Genomic DNA, 16,794 nt, shown 5'->3' on the forward strand with positions numbered 1-16,794 from the left:
ATCGGCGATATTCCCGGCGGGGTCCAATCCGGTCGTGGTGACCATGCCGTCGGCCGGATCGGCCCGCGCCCTGCGGGCCCTGAAGGTCCTGGAGGCGGCCGTGGCATGTGTTTGCTAGGGTCGCGACTGACTCCGGCGCCGCGGCCGGGGATTCCCCAGCGGGATGCAGCAGGTCGCCAGGAAGGACGCCGTCGGGTGCGCGAAGCACGGCCGCCGAGAGAGCGCCGTCGCGCGCGTGGGTCGGCTCGCGGGTGAAGGCACCGGCGGCGACACGGCAGCCGATCCGGGTGCTCACGATCGGCAACGCACCGGCCGGGCCCGACAGCCGCGGCGGCATGGCGACCGTGATGCGATTGATCATCGAGGACACCGACCCGCGGTTCCATATCCGCCACGTGACCACCTATGTCGACGCCTCCGCCGCGACGCGGCTGCGGACGGGTATCTCGGGCATGCTGAAGGCATCGGCGCTGCTGTTGTTCGGGTCCGTCGACGTCGTACACGTCCACTACTCGTGGCGCGGCAGCATCGTGCGCAAGTCCGTCCCGTTGTTCGTCGCGCGGCTGCGGGGCGTCCCGTCGATCGTCCACGGCCACACCTCGCATTTCTTCCCGTGGCTCGACGGCCTGCCGCCGCCGCTGCGACGCGCCGTGCGGGCGGCGCTGCGCGCCGACTACTCGGTCGTGCTCGCCAGATCCCACATCGAGAAGTCCTGCACGCGGCTGGGATTCGACGAATCCCACACCCGGCTGCTCTACAACCCGGTGGTCATGCCTGCCGCCACGCCGTCGCCGCGTTCGGGTCAGCCGTTGCGAGTGGTATCGCTGGGCAGACTGGGCACCAACAAGGGAACCTACGACCTTGTCCGCGCGGTCGGCATGCTGCGCGACGACATCCGGGCCAACGTGCGGATCACGTTGGCCGGTGACGGGGATGTGGACCAGGTGCGTACATTGGTCCACGCCAGCGGGCTGGAGGACATTCTCGCCGTCGTCGGCTGGGTCGACTCCGCCGAGCGGGACCGGTTGCTGGCCGAGTCGGCGATCTTCGTCCTGCCCAGCTACAGCGAGGGACTGCCGATGGCGGTGCTGGAGGCCATGGCCAACGGGGTGGCGCCGGTGACCACCGCGGTGGGCGCGATACCCGAGGTGGTCACCGACGGGGTGAACGGCTTGCTGGTCAGGCCCGGCGATCCCGTCCAACTCGCGGCCGCGCTGCAGTCGCTCGTCGCCGATGCCGACCTGCGCAACCGCCTGGCCGCCGCCGCGCACGCGCGTGCCGGCGAGTTCGACGTCGCCCACTGGCGGGAGGCGCTGCACGACTTGTGGCTCACCGCCGCACGCCAGGGGGCCGGGGGGCCCAGCGCGCGGCGGTGATCCCGCGGCCGCCGCCGTAGCGGCGCGGCAGCCCCCCGGAGACCATGAGCCGGAAGTAAGCGAACGACGAATCGCTGCCCACTGCCAACCGCGGCAGCGCCAGCGGGTCACAGTGCGCATCGGCGAATCCGGGGGCGGTCGACAACGCCCAACGCACGCCGCGGCCACGCAGGACATCCTTGGCGCGCTCGTCGAAATCATGCGGGCGGCCGTTGGGATACGCGAAAATTGTGGGCTTCGAGCCGGTCTCATGTTCGAGCACCGAGCACGAATCGATGATTTCGCGCTGGACGTCTTCGTCGCTGCAGCGCGCCAGAATCGGATGGGTCACGGTATGGGGATGCAGCGTCACCAGGCCGTCGCTGATGATCTCGTGCGCTTCGCCCCAGGAGAGCATCTCGAACGAGCCCGGTTCACCGTCGCGGTAGCCCAGCACCGCGAGAATCTGCTGCAGCACCGCGATACGTCGCGCGTCGGCCAGGTCTTTGAGCCGATCAACCGCGGCCGCGTAGACCCCGCCGCGGGCCGCGGTACCGCCGAGGGAACGTGTGCCCAGCCCCAGCGCGCTCAGGTCGACCTCGGTTTCGGTGGTGCGGGCGATGGCCAGCCAGAGCCGGTCGGGCCACAGGGTCTGGTCGCTGCCCATCGGACCCGTCGCCAGGAACACCGCCGCGGGAAGCGCCAAATCCCGTAACACCGGGACCGCGTTTGTCGCCAGATTGCGGGTGCCGTCGTCGAACGTGATGGCCAGGGCGCGCGGCGGCAACGTCCCCGCCGCTAGCCGATCCAGGGCCTCAACGAGCTGCAGGACGGTGAAATGCGCGCGGAGATAATGCAGTTGACGGCGAAAAAGCGCCGAGCCGAGCACATGCCAGCAGGGCGGCGACAGTGGTTCGTGTTCGACACCGTGGAACATCACGATCAGGAGCCGGTCGCGGTGGCGCCGCCGCGCGAATGCCGGAACCCCGAGGGCGCACAGCAGTCCGGCCGCGCCGTTTTTCGTCCACGTGCGGATCGCGGCCGGCGCAAACTCCCTGAGCCCTGCCATCATCTGTGAGACCCTAATGCGACGCCGGGCCTGACCTGAAGACCCCTGACCTGAAGCTCCTGACCGGAAGCTCCTGACCGGGAGCTAAGGTGGCGACGTGGCCAAGCCGAGCGATGAACGGCTCCCCGAGACCCGTCGATCGTTCGACGGGACCGCGACGCGTGGCCGCCACTGCTACCACGGATTTCGGGCCGAGGTTGCGGCCGGCCGGTGCGAGCACCTGACGGTGATCGGGTGAGCGGGCCACTGCGGGACATCCTGTGCCCGGCGCGTCTGACACACATCGTGGATGTCGGGGCGAGCCGGAGCTGCGGCGACTGGCCCTACACGCCGATGCTCGAAGCGGGTTTGTGTCATGTGACAGGCTTCGAGCCGGCGCGCGAGGCGTTGCTCGCCCTGCAAAAAGCGTGCGGGCCCAACGAGTCCTACCTGCCTTACGCTCTGGGTGACGGCACCACGCAGACCCTGAAGGTTTGTCCGGCTCCGGGCGGGATGACCAGCTTGCTCGAACCCGATCTGACAGCGCAAGGACTTTTCACGCTCTTCGATCCGTTCGGCGTGGTGGTCGATCGCGTCCCGGTCGACACGCACCGGCTTGACGACATCGATGAAATCGAGCATCTCGATCTGCTGAAGATCGACATCCAGGGAAGCGAGCTTTCCGTCTTCGAAAATGGCCGGAACAAGCTGGCCGGGGCGGTGGCAATTCAGACCGAGGTGTCATTCATCACGCTGTATCAAAACCAGCCCTCATTCGGCGAGGTTGATGTGGAGTTGCGGCGTCAGGGGTTCCTACCGCACTGCATTGCCGGGGACGTGAAGAAGTGGATGATCGGCGACTTCGCTGTCGGCGGAAATCCCGAGCGGGCGCTGAATCAGATCCTGGAAGCCGATATCGTCTATGTGCGTGATTTCTTCCGTCCGGACGGGATGACCGACGAGCAATTGAGGCATTTGGCTCTGATAGGGCACCACTGCTACGGGTCCTACGACTTGGCGTTTCGCTGTCTGCGATTGCTGGAGGACAGAAACGCGGTGCCGGCAGGCGGCGCGCAACGTTATCTGAAAAGCTGCAAGAGTTCCCTACGAGGCAAAAGAGCGCGCTGGTGGGCGGAGTACAACATGGCACGCCTGAAACAGCGCGGACAAAAATGGGTGAGGTCGGCGGCGCCGAGTTAGCAAACCGGCTGGAGTGGCGCCCCGGCAGTTGATGCCGCGCAGAGCTCTACGGTCGCCACGATCGGGGCGCCGCGCGCACCGGAACGCTACAGTGACCTGGTGCTCAGCCTCGAGACGATGGTCGCCGAGGGCCTCATCATCTGCCCACGCTGCGCCGGCCCGGTGCGCCCCGCCGACGGATCATGGCGTTGCTCGAACGCGTCCTGCCGATACGCCGAGGAGCCCTTTCCCGTGGTTTCGGGCGTACCGGCACTTGTCGACTTCGACCGCAGCGTGCTCGACGCCGACAAGTTGCGGGGTTCGGGGGGCGCATCGCCGATCCGCCGGACCAGGTTCCACCGCGTGCTGAATCGACTGCTCCATCCGGCCAACACCACCGCGTCCGCCAGCGTCGCCCGCATGCTGCGTCTGCTCGGGGCCGATGATGACGCGGCGCGGCGAAGACCCCGAATTCTCGTGATCGGGGGCGGTACCCGGGGCGACGGCCTGGCGGCACTGTACGCCGAGCCGGCGGTCGATCTCATCGCCTTCGACATCTACTTCAGCCCCGCGGTGCAATTCGTCGGAGACGGACACGCGATCCCGCTGACCGACGGCTCCGTCGACGGCGTGGTCATCCAGGCCGTGCTCCAGCACATGCTGGAGCCCACGGTTGTGGTGAACGAGATCCACCGCGTTCTGCGCAGCGGCGGAATCGTCTACGCCGACTCGCCTTTTCTCCAGCAGGTGTGCGAAGGGCCCTACGACTTCACCCGTTTCACCGATAGCGGCCACCGGTACCTGTTCCGCAGCTTCGAGTGCGTCGACTCCGGCTGTGTGGCCGGAGCCGGCACGGCGTTGCGGTGGTCGCTCGACTATTTCGTGCGGGCGCTGACCCGATCGGTTCGGCTCGGCAGAGTCACGTCGCTGTGCTTTTTCTGGCTCAGCTTCGTCGACCGAATGCTCGACCGGGGGCATTCGCTGGACGCGGCCAGCAGTGTTTTCTTCCTCGGCCGCAAGAGCGCCGCCCCGATCACGCCGACCCAGATCATCGGCTACTACCAGGGCCGAACGTGAGGGCCTTCGGGGCCGCACCGGCGCCGATTTCGCACACCGCCGAAGTCAGACGCGCGCAGCCGCATACGCCGGCGCCGGGTTGACACCGATCCGGGCCCCGTCCCGGTCCGTGCCTGCCATGCCGGCGAACGCCATCGTCGCACCGAGAGCAAGGCCCAGCGCCAAGGCGTCGATCGGCATCTCCGGCAGCGGCCACACGGCCGATATCGCCAGGAGCGCGGCGCTGACCGCGGCGCTGATCTTCGCCGGCACCGACGCCCGGCGCAGCGCACGGATCAGCGGAGTGAGCGCGAACAGGGCGAACACCACCATGCCCACCGCCCCGGCTTTGACGAACCACCACAGGTAGAAATTGTGCGAGTAGGTGGGTTGGTACTTCGTGCTGAACTCGTCGTCCCCCGACGGCAACTGGTAGGCGTAACCCACGCCGTGGCCGAAGACGGGTGCCCGGGCGATCGCGCGGTTGAGGTTCCTGATTTCCTGCAGCCTGTCCAGAGTCGACGTGTCGACGGCGAGCGCCCCCGTCGAAACCCCGCCGAGCACCCGGTGGTTGAATGCGGCGAACTGCTTTGCCAGCCATAGTCCGCTCGACGAATCGCGCAGCACGAACAAGGTTCCTGCGACCGTCACCGCTGCCACCAACGCGGTGATCACCGCAAGGGCGACCACCCGGCTCAGGCTCGACCACCGGAAGCTGGCGAGCAAGGCCACGATGGTGGCCACCGCCAATGCGATCAACGTGTTTCGGCTGACCGACAGCAGCGTGATGATCAGCGCGGGAGGACCCAGCGCGAGAAACACCGCGGGCCTGATCTGCCCGACGACCGCGGCGGCGGCCAAGCCCGCCAATACGGCGACGGCCGGAGATTGGGTGGAGACGATGATGCGGAGGGCATCGCCGGAGTCGGTCCCCGTCAGGTTTTCCGCCCGGCCGGCCAGCCGGACGGCATGCAACGAACTCACGACTGCCATGCCCGCGGAGAACCACAGGATCAGAACCATGGCGCGCACCACCCCCTTGACGTACCCGCCGTACACGACCAACAACGCCAAGATGTACCCGCCGATCATTTCGAGCAGGGTCGTCGATTCGAGCATGACGACGTCGGCGGCATGTCCGGCGACTACTCCGACGACGGTGAAGAACAGCACGGCCAACGTGAGCAGCCCGGGCAACAGGTAGTCGGCGAACCGCAGTTTCACGACCGGAAGCAAATAGCAGATCGCCAGCAGCAGCGCCACCTGGTAGGCGTTGATCACGCCCGGGCCCACGACTTTGCCGACGTGCAAGCCCGCCGGCAGCGCCGCGAAGGCCCAGAACAATGCGACCCCCACCATCGCCTCCCGTTTGGCCCAGTAGACGACCAGACTGAACATCGCCGCGATCAGCAGCGCGCCGTGGACGCTGTCGCGCACCGAGAACACCCCGACCAGGAAGCAGCCGAACAGGAAAAACCCCAGCGCCACTGCGGCCACCGCGAAGCGGTAGCGACCCCCCATGTAGAGGATCACGCGGATCTCCTGGCCTTTACCCGATAGGTCTGGGCCGCAGCCCTGATGTGTGCGGGCACGCGGGTGTCGGTCAGCACGACCCCGACGACCTTCGCGCCGGCCAAACGCAGAGCGCTCAACGCCTCGGTGAGTTCGTCGATCGTGGTCCGCCCCGCCCGCACGACCAATACCGTGGCCTGCGTGGCTCCGGCCAAAAGTCCGGTATCGGCCGTCGCCAGCACCGGTGGGCCGTCGACCACCGTCCGGTCAAAGTGTGACGACAGCTCCGCCAGTACCGTGTCGATGACGTCCGGAAGGTAGGCGCTGCAGGGCAAAGCGTCGCGGCGGATGGATCGCGACGCGAGGACGAACAGCTTCGACGTCGCCGTCGGCTTGGTGGCTTCCGCGGCGATGTCGGGGTTGGCCAGCGCGCTCGCCAACCCTTCCCCCGATGCGACCTTCAGCAGACTGGCGATCACGGGTCGACGAATATCGCCCTCGACCAGCACCACATCTTCGCCGAGTTCGGCGAAGGCCATCGACAGATTCAGCGCCGTCGTCGTGGTTCCTTCACCGCCGAACGGCGCCGCTATCAGCAACCGGCGAACGTCGGGCCCCATTGCCCGGAGCAATCGGGTGCGCAAGCCGCGCACAGCGTCGTCGAAGGTGACGTCGGTGCCGAACCGCGGCGCGGTGCCGCGCTTTCCGGGCAGCTCCGCCAAAGTCGGCAGACCCGTGACTTGTTCCACCTTCGCCCGGTCACGCACGCTGCGATCGCTGGCGTCGCGGGTCAGCGCCACCGCGATACCCAAAAGCACTCCGGCGATAAGCCCGATCGCCATGTTGCGCACCGGCACCGGCCTGCTCGGCCGATCGGGTATCTCGGCCTGTTTGACCACCGTCGCCTTGGCGACCGGTCCGGATTCATTCGCCCGCCGCTCACCCGCGTCCAGCGGGACAAGGTTCGAATCGAGCGTCGCGACCATCCCGGCGAAAGAATCGGCCATCGCCGCCGCGAACAATGCGGCGCGCTTGGCACCGGTGTCGGTGACGGTAATGGTGAACAGCATCGATTTCGCCGCGTACTTCACCTCGGTTTCGCTCACCAGAGTGTCGGGGCTGACCTGGAGCTGGAATTGGTTGACCGCGCGTTCTGCCACGGCTCGGCCGCCGGCGATCTCGGCATACGACGACAATCGGTCCAGAGCGGCCTGCCCTCCGTAGTAAACGTCAGTGAGGTCGGTCGCCCCGGAAAAGGAGATGAGAATTGTTGCCGAGGACTGATACGCCTTGTTCTGAAAGACCGTGACGACCGCCGCACCGACCAGACACGCCAGCAACGCGCTGACGACGAGTTTCCAGCGCACGAGGAGGGTCCGGACAAAGGTGCGGAAATCCATCCATTAACCTTCCTCGATGCGGGTCACGCGAATGGCGTCGGTCCTCTGCACTGAATACCGCGGCGCAAATTCCAGTGGAATTATGCCGCATCGCCGGCGGGTGGCATCCCAAAGCAGTCCCTGCGCCTGAGCGGGCAACGCATCCTGCAGCCATTGTGCCGCCTTGTGCCCGCCGACCGATCATCCTTGCGGAAGGGGCGTACCGGTGCTCCCCACGTCCAGCGTCGCAATCGGATACGACCCGGAGGCATCCCGCCCGTCGCGCGCCAACTGCATGGGCGGATAGTTCACCACGTGTGAGGCGCCGGGTACGTGCTGTTGCCAGTCGACCGATGCCCGCAGCGTGTAGCGTCCCGGCGACAAGCCCGACAGGTCGATGCGCACCGCCTCGGTGCTGGAAGCCGGGACCACCGCCCCCCGCAACGAGCCGGGTTCGTCGCGAACGAGTTTGTCGAGCTGGACCTTTGCCGGTAAGGCCCACACCCGTTCCCCGGAGGAATCCACCAGCTTGTAGACCGGTGCCCACCGCTCGAAGGCGGCCGCGGCACCGTAGTTGGTCCACACCACCGGCACGGTCACCACCCTGCCCGCCACCGGGTACGGCTTCGAGACACGTATCGCCTGCGATCCGGGCCGGGCCTCGACCGCATACCGATAGCCGGAAGAAGCGTTGGCCTGCGCCCAGAGCGCATACAACGCCGGGTCCATCGTCGATGCCGAATCCCGGTCCGGGAAATTGAAGCTCGACAGCATGCCCACGTGATAGCGGACCACGTCGTCGAGGCCTCTCCGATAGTACGAGTGGGGGTCGGATCCGTGGGGCAGCTGGCACCACTCGGTCATCACCAGCGCCGAAGCCAGCCGCTGTTTGATCTCAGCGACGACCGGATCGTGGGTCTGCACGTAGTGAGACTGGGCGGACTCAGCCCACTCCGGCAGCACCGGGTAGACACCGAGGCAGTCCGAGCGAATCCCGACCGGCGCGGACAGTTTCGCGGTCACCTCGCCGGAGAGCATTTGGCGCACGATCTCCGGATTCGGCGGGTTGACCACCAACTGTTTGTGCGGAAAGGCGCTCACATTGGCGGCCACCAGTTGCCGAATGGCGCCGACGGTGATGCTCTGATCGCGGAATTGGCTGTAATACCCCAGTTCAGCGATGCTGCGGTCGGGAGCCGGACCCGGCGCACCCAGCGCACTGCGCAGATAAGCGACGTGGTTCTCGCTGAAGTCCCCGTACCCGGAGAACTCGAACACACTGAGCCGCTCATCCCGGTCATAGCGGCGCCCGAGCGCGGCGAGCAGATGCGAAAAAGCATTCAGGTAATCGGGGTTGTTCCAGTTGGGCACCACCTGCGTCACCCAGGCCTCGGGACTGTTCTGCGGTCCCGGATAGCTGGTGGTGGCGCCCGGACTGGCGGCGACCCAATCGGGAACCGCGATATTCGTATGGTTCGGATAGAACTCGTCGCAACAGGAGTTGTACGCGAACACGCGAAGGGTCAGCCTCATGTTGCGTTTTTCCAGCTTCGTCAACGCGTCGTCGATCATCCTGAAGTCGAACAGACGGTCGTCGGGAGAATCGGCCGGTAATGTTCGCGGGTCGACGGGTTGCAGCTGACGCCATGAGACGCGCAGGCTGGCGTCGTAGGAGCCGGGCGATGCCGGATACTGCTCGTCGGCCGGATTGCTCTGCGGGAAAAGCGGCTGCAAGAGATCCTCGTATTGGCCACGCAACGGATTGGATATCTCGCGAACGGTATTCGGTAGTTGGCGGCTCGCCGGCGCGGACGACCTCAACCGGGCGCCGAGCGCCCCGGACAACGGTCCGTAGTTGATGTGCGCGGCACATCCGCTCAACAACGCACATCCGCCCAACAACGCACATCCGCCCAACAACAATGTCGAGCATGCGGCCACGACCGGCGCGATCTTCTGCAAGGAACGGGATGGCCTCGCGGTGGCCGCACAGCTCGGGTGGCCCGCGCGGCGAATCACGAGGTTAATCCTCGGGCGACCGGCTACGCTCATTGCCCACCTCGTTACCCGTCATGAACCGCGCAGCGGGACGCGGCGTCGGACTTCTTATTTAACTCCCGCGGCGCGGCTTGTAAACCCGTTCGAGAGGTATTTTCAGTAGCCTTCAGAGGACTGCTGGATGGGCAAACAGCAAAGGGATTCCGGCTTGATGCCCCGAGCGCCGCGACGGCTCCCGCGCCGGACCACGTGGGCTTACCGCCGCCCGGATGGTGGTCGGGCTCCGCTCATCGCCGGGTGAAGTGCGACGCATCGCTCGGGATGTCCAGCGTCGCAAGGGGATAGCTGCCGGAGCCGTCGCGTCCGTCGCGCGCCAATTGCATCGGCGGATAGTTCACCACCCGGGAAGCGTCGGGTTTGTGCTGCTGCCAGTCCACCACCGCGCGCAGCGTGTAATGCCCCGGTGACAAACCCTTCAGGGCCACAGTCACGGATTCGGTGAACGACGCCGGCGCCGGTTGCGCACCGGAATCTTTACCCCCGGAAGCGAGCAGATTACGTAGGACAACGGTTGCCGGAATCGTACGGACCACCGCTCCCGAGAAATCCACCAGCCGGTAACCGGGTACCCATTTCTCGGTGGCCGCGGCGGCGCCGTCGTTGGTCCAGGTGACGTCGATTTGCGCGTTCCCGTCACGCAGCGACTGCGAACCCGGACGGGCTTCCACCGAGTACCGATACCCGGCGAACACGTTGGCTCGCGCCCACAACACATACAAATCGGGGGCCATCGGTGCGTCCGAATCCCGGTCCGGAAAGTTGTAACTCGCCGTCATCGACACGTGGTAGCGCACCACGTCGCGCAACGCCTTGTCGTAGTAGGACCGCGGGTCGGTTCCATCGGGTAACTGGCACCACTCGGTGACCACGGGCGCGGTGGCAAGCCGGTTTTTCAACTCGTCGACGAGCGGGTCTTTCGACTGGACGTAGTACGACCCCTCTGCGTCTGCCCACACGGGCAATGGCGCGTACACACCGAGGCAATCCGAGCGGATCCCCACCGGCGCGGACAGTTTCTTGGTGACGTCCTCGGCGAGCAGTTGGCGCACGATTTCCGGGTTCGGCGTGTTGACCAGCAATTGAGTGTGAGGGAAGGCGCTCACGTTGGCCGCGACCAGCCGGCGAATGGAGTCGATGGTGATGCTCTGATCGCGAAACTGGCTGTAATAGCCGAGCTTGGCGACGCTGTCGTCGGGCGACGGGCCGGGGGCGCCCAGCACGTCTCGCAAGTACGCGATGTGATCTTCGCTGAAGTCGCCATAGCCGGAGAACTCGAAAACGCTCAGCCGCTCGTCGCCGTCGTAGCGCCGTCCGAGCGCGGCGAGCAGCCCGCTGAACGCGTTCAGGTACTCGGGGGCGTTCCAGTTCGGGACCACATTCCTCACCCCGGGTGTCCACCACACTCGTTCCGGCCCGGTGTAAACGGTCGCGGCAGGGCGCATCCAGTCCGGAATCGCAATGTTGGTGTTGTCCGGATAGGACGCGTCGCAACAGGAGTTGTAGGAATGCACCCGAAGCATCAGCCGCATGTTGCGGTCGCCCAGACCGGCCAGCGCATCGTCGATCACGCTGAAATCGAACTTGCGATCGTCGGGGGCGTCGGCGGGCAGGGTGCGTGGATCGGTGGGCTGCAACTGCCGCCACGAGACACGGATGCCCGCGTCATAGGACGCGGGCCACGCCGGATACTGCTTGTCCGCCGAATTTCCCTGCGGGAAGAGCGGTTCCAACAGGTCCTCGTACTGGCCGCGCAGCGGACCGGGAACGTCCTGAACGACGGCCGGAATGGCCGGGCTGACTACCGCGGACAGTGGCCCGGGGTTGACATGCCCGCCACCACATCCGGCCAGCACCAGCGCCATGCACATCGCCGGCACCCATTTCCTCGACAAACGCACCATCGCCGATAAGTATGCAGGTCGCACGCCGACGGTCACGACCCGCGGTCGGTCAAGATCCGGGGCCAGAGCAAGGTTTCGCTGCGGCCGCGCCAGCCGGCCACACCGGTCGACTATGCTGACGCTCAGCACACCGCTGCCGGAGAGACGACAGATGCCCGTCGCACACTCAGCCAGACACTGGCTCGCCCCCGCGGCACGATCTGTCGCGCCGCGCCTGTTCTGGCGACGCAAGTACCACATTCTCCGCCGTCTCGGACAATCCCGCCCGGACGTCCAGTTGGCGGCCTCCCTGTGCGACCCGAACCGGATTTCGCTCGACATCGGCGCCGACGTCGGCGAGTACACGATCGCAATGTCCGCGTCATCGCGATCGGTCATTGCGTTCGAGCCCAGACCCGCCCAGGCCCGCGACCTGGCATCGATGTTCCACGCGGTCGGAGCGGCGGTGCGGGTGGAAGCGGTGGCGTTGTCGGACACATCCGGTGTGGCCACCATGCGGTTGGTCGAGTCCGAACCGGGCCGAAGCACCATCGACACCGACAACGTCCTGGGCAACGTGAACGGCAGCCGGGTCACCCACGTCGACGTGCCGGTCACGCGCCTCGACGATCTGCACCTGGGTGATATCGGCCTGATGAAGATCGACGTGGAAGGCCACGAATTCGCCGTGTTACGGGGGGCCGCGGACACCCTCACCCGTAACCGGCCGGCGGTTCTCGTGGAAGCCGAGGAACGCCATCACCCCAACGCCCTCGCCGAGATCACCGAGTTCTTGACCGGACTCGGTTACGCGGGCCACTTCCAGATCGGCGAGGCCCGGCTGCCGGTCGAGGAGTTCGACGCAGCCGAACATCAGAATCCGGCGAACATCGGCGGCCCGCAGGACGGGTGGTCGGCGCATGGCGCCTACGTCAACAACTTCGTCTTCGTGCCCAGCGAAATGCGAGACCGGCACCCGGCTACGTGGTGACCCCAAAGCCTCCAGGCCAAGGCGGGGTTGGCATCTGGCGCCGGACCGACTTCCCCGGCGTGTGCCGTGCTCGCCGGCGCAACGCGCGTGCTCGCCGCAACGGTGCGGCCGGCCGCGAGGGCCTCCCATTTCGCCGGGAGCCGGCGCTAGCATGGCGTACCGGCCTTTGCGGGCTCACTACCGACCCGGGAGACACGTCGTGAACAACTGCCGGCGGGGCGCACGGGGTGCGCGGCTTTGGCTCTCCAAGGATGGCGCGAAAGAGCTGGCCCGCGCCCTGGTGTGGCGCACCGACAAGACCGTCACCCCCGATCTCCGTCGACGATTCGTCGCCCTCGGGCCGGCCGAACTGGACAGGTTCCGCAGTCACCTTCGGGAGAACTGGTCGACAAAGGATTATTGGAATTCAGAAATCGGTCGCGAGCAGCTCGAAGCCCACACCATCGGGCGCCTGACCTATGACCGACACGAATACGTCCCATGGCTCAACTCGTTGCATCGCCTCGATGGGGCAAGGGTTTTCGAGATCGGCTGTGGAACCGGCTCGTCACTCTGCGCCTTGGCCGAGCAGGGCAGCGACGTCGTCGCCATCGACGTCGCACCGGAGTCGGTGGCGGTGGCCAAGGCGAGATTGCGGTTACTCCGGCTCGGGGCGCAGTCGCTTCATGCGATGAACGCCACCGAGATGGACTCCCACTTCGATCACCAAAGCTTCGACTTCGTGATCTTTTTCGCTTCGCTTGAGCACATGACGCTCGAAGAGCGTCTGCGTAGTTTGCGGGCAGCATGGAAGCTCCTGGCAGATAACGGCATTCTGTGTATCGTCGAAGCACCGAACCGCCTCTGGCTTTTCGACGACCACACCGCGGACTTGCCGTTCTTCCATTGGCTGCCCGACGAGATGGCACTGGAGTATTTCCGGCAGACACCCCGGTACCGGGCGTCACCGTTCGACACGAGTGCGGCGGGGGCCGGGCTCGAACTCACCCGCCGCGGCCGCGGTGTCAGCTTTCACGACATCGAGCTGGCACTGGGGCCCATCGGCGGCCTGGAATTCCTGGCCGACCGGCACAGTTTCCAGATCGAGCACAACGCACTTCGCCGGCTTCGCTATCGCCTCTCCGACACCCGCCGCTACGCCGGTTTGTTGCGCCGACAGCGCCCCGACCTGCCGATCGGGCTGTTCCTGCCCTACCTCGACGTCGCGATCCGTAAAGGGCCCGCGTAAAGGACTGGGGCCGGAGGGTTTTGGGCGACCCGGAGGGGCACTTCCGGCTGGCAGGGCACGAGGTTGTGTGCTTGCGTCTGGCGGCGGGAGGGATTACTCTTTTCGCGGCAGTTGCCTCCCACAGATGACACGCCGCGCCGCTCTTCGCTTTTCTCTCGCGGAGCCGACTTCACAGACCGGGGATGGATGTCAAACTGGTTGCGCGACGCGGTCACGGACGTCAATTCGAGGCGGTCATTGTCGGGGCGCGCCCGCGCACGGCGATGGCGGCATCTTCTCGAGTTCTTCCCGGCTTTCGCGGAGATGCGGGTGCTGGACTTGGGGGGCACACCCGAATCGTGGCGACTCGCGCCGGTGCGGCCCGCGTCTGTCACCACGGTGAACCTGCTGGCAACGGACTCGGTGACCGAGGGCGTCATCGCGATCCAGGGCGACGCGTGCGACCCGCCGAGGGCTGTTGCCCACGACCGCTTCGACCTCGTGTATTCCAATTCCGTGCTCGAACATGTCGGCGGACACACTCAGCGCCGACGCTTCGCGGACAACGTCCACGCCCTGGCCGACCGCCATTGGGTGCAGACGCCGTACCGGTATTTTCCGATCGAACCGCACTGGCTCTTTCCGGGCATGCAGTGGTTGCCCTACGAAGCCCGCGTGCAGGTGTCGATGCGCTGGAACCGCGGTCACGTTCGGACGTACACCCGTGAGGACGCACAGGAGCAGGTCGATGAGATCGACCTGATCGGAATTTCGCAGATGCGCCGCTACTTTCCCACCTCGGTCATCTGGTACGAACGATTTGCCGGATTGATCAAGTCCTTGGTTGCGGTCCGTACCTGACGGCCGACCGGCCCCGCGGCGACACCGCACGGCGCCAACGCCGTTCAGAACTGCAGCGCGCTGAAGCGCCAGTCCAGCACCGGCCGGTCGGGCTCGCCCCCGGCTTCACCGCGTGCGTAGACCAGCGAGCGAAGCCCGAGTACGCCCCCGTCGCCGGTGGGCTCGGCGGATTCGACGTGCAGCTGGCTGTGGAGGGTGTCGCCCTCATACACCGGCCCGGTGTGGTCGCAGGACTGCCAGCCCAGCACCGTCGCCAGGTTGGGCAGCAACCTGCTCGCCTGCGCGAGCGCCACACCGATCGTGTGCCCCCCGTAGACCAGCCTGCGCCCACCGGCACGCGAATCATGATGCGCGGCGGCGATGTTCAGCGTCAGCCGGGCCAGTTCCGGCGCGCTGCTGACCACGTCACCGGTGCTGTGCAGCACCGCACCGGTGAGCCCGGCGTCGAAATGCGGGCCGGGCACCCGGGCGCGGAACACCGCGCCGTCCCACCGGGCCGTCGGATCCGAGGCCGGTGGCACCGCGTCGTCGCCGATCGTGGACAGGTCGTCGCCCGGCCTGTCTTCGCGGGGCCGCCATTCCGGGCCGGCCGGCAGCATGGCACACCGGTAGAAGTCGAGCACCAGCCGGTCGGCCTGGTCGATCGTGGTCATCCGCAGCACCGCCATGCCCGTCGGCGCACGGCCCGGCTTCACCGAATTCGCGCGCAGGCCAACCACTTCCGTGCGGGTGTAGATGGTGTCGCCGATCACCGGGAAGCCGTGGAAGACAAGACCGCGGTAGAACAGGTTCGCCTTGACACGCTGGGTGGCCAGCGTCGACTGGCCGATCGCCACATCGCAGACCAGCGCCGGGTGCACCAGCGGCCCCGCCACGCCGGTCACCGCGGTGCACAAAACGGCGTCCAGCGCCAGCCGCAGCCGGTCGCCGACGATCGCCTGGTGGGCGGCGGCCAACCCCGACGACAGCGTCACCGGCGGCGCCCAGTCGAACACCTGGCCCACCGAGAGGTCGTCGAAGTACGGCCCGCCCTCGCGCCGGCCCGCGTACCCGTTCGCACTCACAACGCCACATGCTGGCAGGCTGTCCGACCGAGGGTCAACACGGAGGGTGGTTCGCGCGTGAACGACGAGGAAGAGATGCTGGTCGCCACGGTCCGGGCGTTCGTCGACCGTGACGTCAAGCCGGCCGTCCGCGAGATGGAGCACGCCAACGCCTACCCCGAGGCGTGGATCGAGCAGATGAAGCGCATCGGCATCTACGGCCTGGCCATCGGTGAGCAGTACGGCGGATCGCCGGTGTCGACGCCCTGTTATGTGCAGGTCACCCAGGAGTTGGCGCGCGGCTGGATGAGCCTGGCCGGCGCCATGGGCGGTCACACCGTGGTGGCCAAACTGCTGACGCTGTTCGGCACCGAGGACCAGAAGCGGACCTACCTGCCCCCGATGGCCACCGGGGAGCTGCGCGCCACCATGGCACTGACCGAGCCGGGCGGCGGCTCGGACCTGCAGAACATGGCGACGACCGCACTGCCGGACGGCCCGGACACCCTGCGGGTCAACGGATCCAAGACCTGGATCAGCAACGCGCGCCGCTCCGGGCTGATTGCGCTGCTGTGCAAGACCGACCCGCTCGCCACGCCGCGTCACGCGGGCATCTCCGTCGTCCTCGTCGAACCGGGCCCCGGCCTGACGGTGTCGCGGGACCTGCCGAAGCTGGGCTACAAGGGCGTCGAAGCCTGCGAGCTGTCGTTCGACGGCTACCGCGCTCCGCGCTCGGCCATCCTGGGCGGCGAGCCGGGCCAGGGCTTCGCCCAGATGATGAAAGGCCTTGAGACGGGCCGTATTCAGGTGGCCGCGCGGGCGCTGGGCGTGGCGACGGCCGCGCTCGAGGACGCGCTCGCCTATGCCCGGCAGCGGGAAACCTTCGGCCGGCCGATCTGGCAGCACCAGTCCATCGGCAACTACCTGGCCGACATGGCCACCAAGCTCACCGCCGCGCGCCAGCTCACCCGGTATGCCGCCGAGCGCTACGACAGCGGTGAACGCGCCGACATGGAGGCCGGGATGGCCAAACTGTTCGCCTCCGAGGTGGCGATGGAGATCGCCCTGAACGCCGTGCGCATCCACGGCGGCTACGGCTACTCGACCGAATACGACGTCGAACGGTACTTCCGCGACGCGCCTTTGATGATCGTCGGCGAGGGCACCAACGAGATCCAGCGCAACGTGATCGCCGCGCAGCTGGTGGCCCGCGGCGGCATCTGAG

14 protein-coding genes are annotated in these 16,794 nt (G+C 66.8%); 8 read left to right on the top strand and 6 right to left on the bottom strand.

The window, feature by feature from the left end; genetic code table 11:
- Positions 1-251 precede the first annotated feature (251 nt).
- Positions 252-1,376 (top strand): glycosyltransferase family 4 protein, encoded by a 1,125-nt coding sequence (locus FPZ47_RS06210; protein WP_144950255.1) that lies wholly within the window; start codon positions 252-254, stop codon positions 1,374-1,376.
- Here FPZ47_RS06210 and FPZ47_RS06215 read toward each other — a convergent pair.
- On the bottom strand, positions 1,330-2,427 hold the full coding sequence (locus FPZ47_RS06215; RefSeq protein WP_246133333.1) for a polysaccharide deacetylase family protein: 1,098 nt from the start codon (positions 2,425-2,427) through the stop codon (positions 1,330-1,332). The genes FPZ47_RS06210 and FPZ47_RS06215 overlap by 47 nt on opposite strands.
- A gap of 94 nt (positions 2,428-2,521) precedes the next feature.
- Here FPZ47_RS06215 and FPZ47_RS28275 point away from each other — a divergent pair, with 94 nt between their 5' ends.
- The 3 genes from FPZ47_RS28275 (at position 2,522) to FPZ47_RS06225 (ending at position 4,659) form a co-directional block, all read left to right on the top strand.
- Positions 2,522-2,662: a hypothetical protein gene (locus FPZ47_RS28275; RefSeq protein ID WP_168209373.1), complete on the top strand. Its 141-nt coding sequence runs from the start codon at positions 2,522-2,524 to the stop codon at positions 2,660-2,662.
- Entirely contained in the window at positions 2,659-3,603 is a 945-nt protein-coding gene (locus tag FPZ47_RS06220; protein WP_144950253.1) for an FkbM family methyltransferase, read from the top strand. The genes FPZ47_RS28275 and FPZ47_RS06220 overlap by 4 nt, the downstream gene beginning before the upstream one ends.
- A 99-nt stretch (positions 3,604-3,702) precedes the next feature.
- Positions 3,703-4,659 carry a class I SAM-dependent methyltransferase gene (locus FPZ47_RS06225; RefSeq protein ID WP_144950251.1) on the top strand — a complete coding sequence of 319 codons (957 nt, stop codon included), beginning with the start codon at positions 3,703-3,705 and terminating at the stop codon, positions 4,657-4,659.
- A gap of 45 nt (positions 4,660-4,704) precedes the next feature.
- On the opposite strand, the gene FPZ47_RS06230 is transcribed toward FPZ47_RS06225, so the two are convergent.
- The 4 genes from FPZ47_RS06230 to FPZ47_RS06245 all read right to left on the bottom strand — a co-directional run bounded on the left by FPZ47_RS06230 (position 4,705) and on the right by FPZ47_RS06245 (position 11,488).
- On the bottom strand, positions 4,705-6,171 hold the full coding sequence (locus tag FPZ47_RS06230) for an O-antigen ligase family protein (protein ID WP_144950249.1): 1,467 nt from the start codon (positions 6,169-6,171) through the stop codon (positions 4,705-4,707).
- On the bottom strand, positions 6,168-7,550 hold the full coding sequence (locus FPZ47_RS06235) for a tyrosine-protein kinase domain-containing protein (RefSeq protein WP_144950247.1): 1,383 nt from the start codon (positions 7,548-7,550) through the stop codon (positions 6,168-6,170). The genes FPZ47_RS06230 and FPZ47_RS06235 overlap by 4 nt, the downstream gene beginning before the upstream one ends.
- Positions 7,551-7,730: 180 nt before the next feature.
- Positions 7,731-9,581, bottom strand: a complete 1,851-nt coding sequence (locus tag FPZ47_RS06240; RefSeq protein ID WP_425461757.1) for a hypothetical protein — start codon at positions 9,579-9,581, stop codon at positions 7,731-7,733.
- A gap of 233 nt (positions 9,582-9,814) precedes the next feature.
- Positions 9,815-11,488, bottom strand: a complete 1,674-nt coding sequence (locus FPZ47_RS06245; protein WP_246859822.1) for a copper resistance CopC family protein — start codon at positions 11,486-11,488, stop codon at positions 9,815-9,817.
- Positions 11,489-11,639: 151 nt separating this feature from the next.
- Between FPZ47_RS06245 and FPZ47_RS06250 the strand changes: the two genes are divergently transcribed.
- From FPZ47_RS06250 to FPZ47_RS06260, 3 genes are all read left to right on the top strand, one after another.
- On the top strand, positions 11,640-12,458 hold the full coding sequence (locus FPZ47_RS06250) for an FkbM family methyltransferase (RefSeq protein WP_144950245.1): 819 nt from the start codon (positions 11,640-11,642) through the stop codon (positions 12,456-12,458).
- Positions 12,459-12,657: 199 nt separating this feature from the next.
- Positions 12,658-13,686 (top strand): class I SAM-dependent methyltransferase, encoded by a 1,029-nt coding sequence (locus FPZ47_RS06255; protein ID WP_168209374.1) that lies wholly within the window; start codon positions 12,658-12,660, stop codon positions 13,684-13,686.
- A 303-nt stretch (positions 13,687-13,989) separates the two neighbouring features.
- Positions 13,990-14,526 carry a class I SAM-dependent methyltransferase gene (locus tag FPZ47_RS06260; RefSeq protein ID WP_246133332.1) on the top strand — a complete coding sequence of 179 codons (537 nt, stop codon included), beginning with the start codon at positions 13,990-13,992 and terminating at the stop codon, positions 14,524-14,526.
- 44 nt (positions 14,527-14,570) lie between these two features.
- Here the strand turns inward: FPZ47_RS06260 and FPZ47_RS06265 are convergent, their stop codons facing one another.
- Positions 14,571-15,590 carry a MaoC family dehydratase gene (locus FPZ47_RS06265; protein ID WP_144950239.1) on the bottom strand — a complete coding sequence of 340 codons (1,020 nt, stop codon included), beginning with the start codon at positions 15,588-15,590 and terminating at the stop codon, positions 14,571-14,573.
- Positions 15,591-15,647: 57 nt separating this feature from the next.
- Here FPZ47_RS06265 and FPZ47_RS06270 point away from each other — a divergent pair, with 57 nt between their 5' ends.
- Positions 15,648-16,793: an acyl-CoA dehydrogenase family protein gene (locus FPZ47_RS06270; RefSeq protein ID WP_246133331.1), complete on the top strand. Its 1,146-nt coding sequence runs from the start codon at positions 15,648-15,650 to the stop codon at positions 16,791-16,793.
- The last annotated feature ends 1 nt before the right edge of the window (position 16,794 follow it).

It is taken from the genome of Mycobacterium helveticum (genome assembly GCF_007714205.1).
Classification (GTDB): domain Bacteria; phylum Actinomycetota; class Actinomycetes; order Mycobacteriales; family Mycobacteriaceae; genus Mycobacterium; species Mycobacterium helveticum.